Genomic DNA, 2,500 nt, shown 5'->3' with positions numbered 1-2,500 from the left:
GGGGTGAAAGGCCAATCAAACTCGGAAATAGCTGGTTCTCCGCGAAATCTATTTAGGTAGAGCGTCGAGCGAATACCCCCGGGGGTAGAGCACTGGATGGGCTATGGGGACTCACCGTCTTACTGATCCTAACCAAACTCCGAATACCGGGGAGTACTACTCGGCAGACACACGGCGGGTGCTAACGTCCGTCGTGAAAAGGGCAACAACCCTAACCTCCAGCTAAGGTCCCCAAGTCATGGCTAAGTGGGAAAGGATGTGAGGATCCCAAAACAACCAGGATGTTGGCTTAGAAGCAGCCATCATTTAAAGAAAGCGTAACAGCTCACTGGTCTAAATAAGGGTCTTTGCGCCGAAAATGTAACGGGGCTGAAGCCATGCACCGAAGCTGAGGATGTGTAGCAATACACGTGGTAGCGGAGCGTTCCGTAAGCTGATGAAGGGAGACCCGTGAGGGCTCCTGGAGGTATCGGAAGTGCGAATGTTGACATGAGTAACGATAAAGAGGGTGAGAGACCCTCTCGCCGAAAGACCAAGGGTTCCTGCTTAAAGTTAATCTGAGCAGGGTTAGCCGGCCCCTAAGGCGAGGCAGAAATGCGTAGTCGATGGGAACCACGTTAATATTCGTGGGCCTGGTGGTAGTGACGGATTGCACAAGTTGTTCATTCTTATTGGATTGGATGGGCAGCGGAGCGGTTCCAGGAAATAGCTCCACCGTATAGACCGTACCCGAAACCGACACAGGTGGTCAGGTAGAGTATACCAAGGCGCTTGAGAGAACTATGTTGAAGGAACTCGGCAAATTGCACGCGTAACTTCGGAAGAAGCGTGACCCCATGCTAGGCAACTATTATGGGGTGGCACAGACCAGGGGGTAGCGACTGTTTATCAAAAACACAGGGCTCTGCGAAGTCGCAAGACGACGTATAGGGTCTGACGCCTGCCCGGTGCTGGAAGGTTAAGAGGAGAGGTGCAAGCTTTGAATCGAAGCCCCAGTAAACGGCGGCCGTAACTATAACGGTCCTAAGGTAGCGAAATTCCTTGTCGGGTAAGTTCCGACCTGCACGAATGGCGTAACGACTTCCCCGCTGTCTCCAACATAGACTCAGTGAAATTGAATTCCCCGTGAAGATGCGGGGTTCCTGCGGTCAGACGGAAAGACCCCGTGCACCTTTACTATAGCTTTACACTGGCATTCGTGTCGGCATGTGTAGGATAGGTGGTAGGCTTTGAAGCGGGGACGCCAGTTTCCGTGGAGCCATCCTTGAAATACCACCCTTATCGTCATGGATGTCTAACCGCGGCCCGTCATCCGGGTCCGGGACAGTGTATGGTGGGTAGTTTGACTGGGGCGGTCGCCTCCGAAAGAGTAACGGAGGCGCGCGATGGTGGGCTCAGACCGGTCGGAAATCGGTCGTCGAGTGCAATGGCATAAGCCCGCCTGACTGCGAGACTGACAAGTCGAGCAGAGACGAAAGTCGGTCATAGTGATCCGGTGGTCCCGCGTGGAAGGGCCATCGCTCAACGGATAAAAGGTACGCCGGGGATAACAGGCTGATGACCCCCAAGAGTCCATATCGACGGGGTTGTTTGGCACCTCGATGTCGGCTCATCGCATCCTGGGGCTGGAGCAGGTCCCAAGGGTTTGGCTGTTCGCCAATTAAAGCGGTACGTGAGCTGGGTTCAGAACGTCGTGAGACAGTTCGGTCCCTATCTGCCGTGGGTGTAGGAATATTGACAGGATCTGTCCCTAGTACGAGAGGACCGGGATGGACATATCTCTGGTGGACCTGTTGTCCTGCCAAGGGCATAGCAGGGTAGCTACATATGGACGGGATAACCGCTGAAGGCATCTAAGCGGGAAACCCACCTGAAAACGAGTATTCCCTATCAGAGCCGTGGAAGACGACCACGTTGATAGGCCGGGTGTGGAAGTGCGGCAACGCATGAAGCTTACCGGTACTAATAGCTCGATCGGCTTGATCGTTCTCATTGACTATGCTCATCTCAAGGCGACCGCAAAGCGGTCGTCCTGACAAGGCGAAGGCGCCAGCCTTTGCCCGGTCCCGGCGAACACGAAGTGTTCGTCCGGTTGGAGCTCTAAAACGTGTTCAAAAACGAAGTCATAGGACTTCACCAGCTTCTCAAAACATAAAGTTGCGCTTTGCCGACCTGGTGGTTATGGCGGGGTGGCTGCACCCGTTCCCTTTCCGAACACGGCCGTGAAACGCCCCTGCGCCCATGGTACTTCGTCTTAAGACGCGGGAGAGTAGGTCGCTGCCAGGTCTGCAAAGCGCAACTGATGTAAAACAATCTTCTCAGAACAAAACAAACGGCCCAAAGCCGAAACAAAGGGCCGCTCACAAGCGGCCTTTCGTGTTAGAATACTGCAGCAAATCTCAAAGATTTGCACTTGGCGCGGGGTGGAGCAGCCCGGTAGCTCGTCAGGCTCATAACCTGAAGGCCGCAGGTTCAAATCCTGCCCCCGCAACCAAATTCC

At 54.3% G+C, this 2,500-nt stretch carries 1 tRNA gene and 2 rRNA genes (1 of these 3 cut by a window edge); all 3 read left to right on the top strand.

The window, feature by feature from the left end:
- Positions 1-1,987, top strand: a 23S ribosomal RNA gene (locus tag HX899_RS27330) (it extends 826 nt beyond the left edge of the window).
- A gap of 184 nt (positions 1,988-2,171) precedes the next feature.
- Positions 2,172-2,286: ribosomal RNA gene (gene rrf / locus HX899_RS27325) — 5S ribosomal RNA — on the top strand.
- A 131-nt stretch (positions 2,287-2,417) separates the two neighbouring features.
- Positions 2,418-2,494: transfer RNA gene (locus tag HX899_RS27320), tRNA-Met, on the top strand.
- Positions 2,495-2,500: the final 6 nt, after the last annotated feature.

The organism is Rhizobium sp. WYCCWR 11146 (genome assembly GCF_013591995.1).
GTDB classification, from domain to species: Bacteria; Pseudomonadota; Alphaproteobacteria; order Rhizobiales; family Rhizobiaceae; genus Rhizobium; species Rhizobium indicum.
This window is presented reverse-complemented; position numbering and strand designations above follow the sequence as displayed.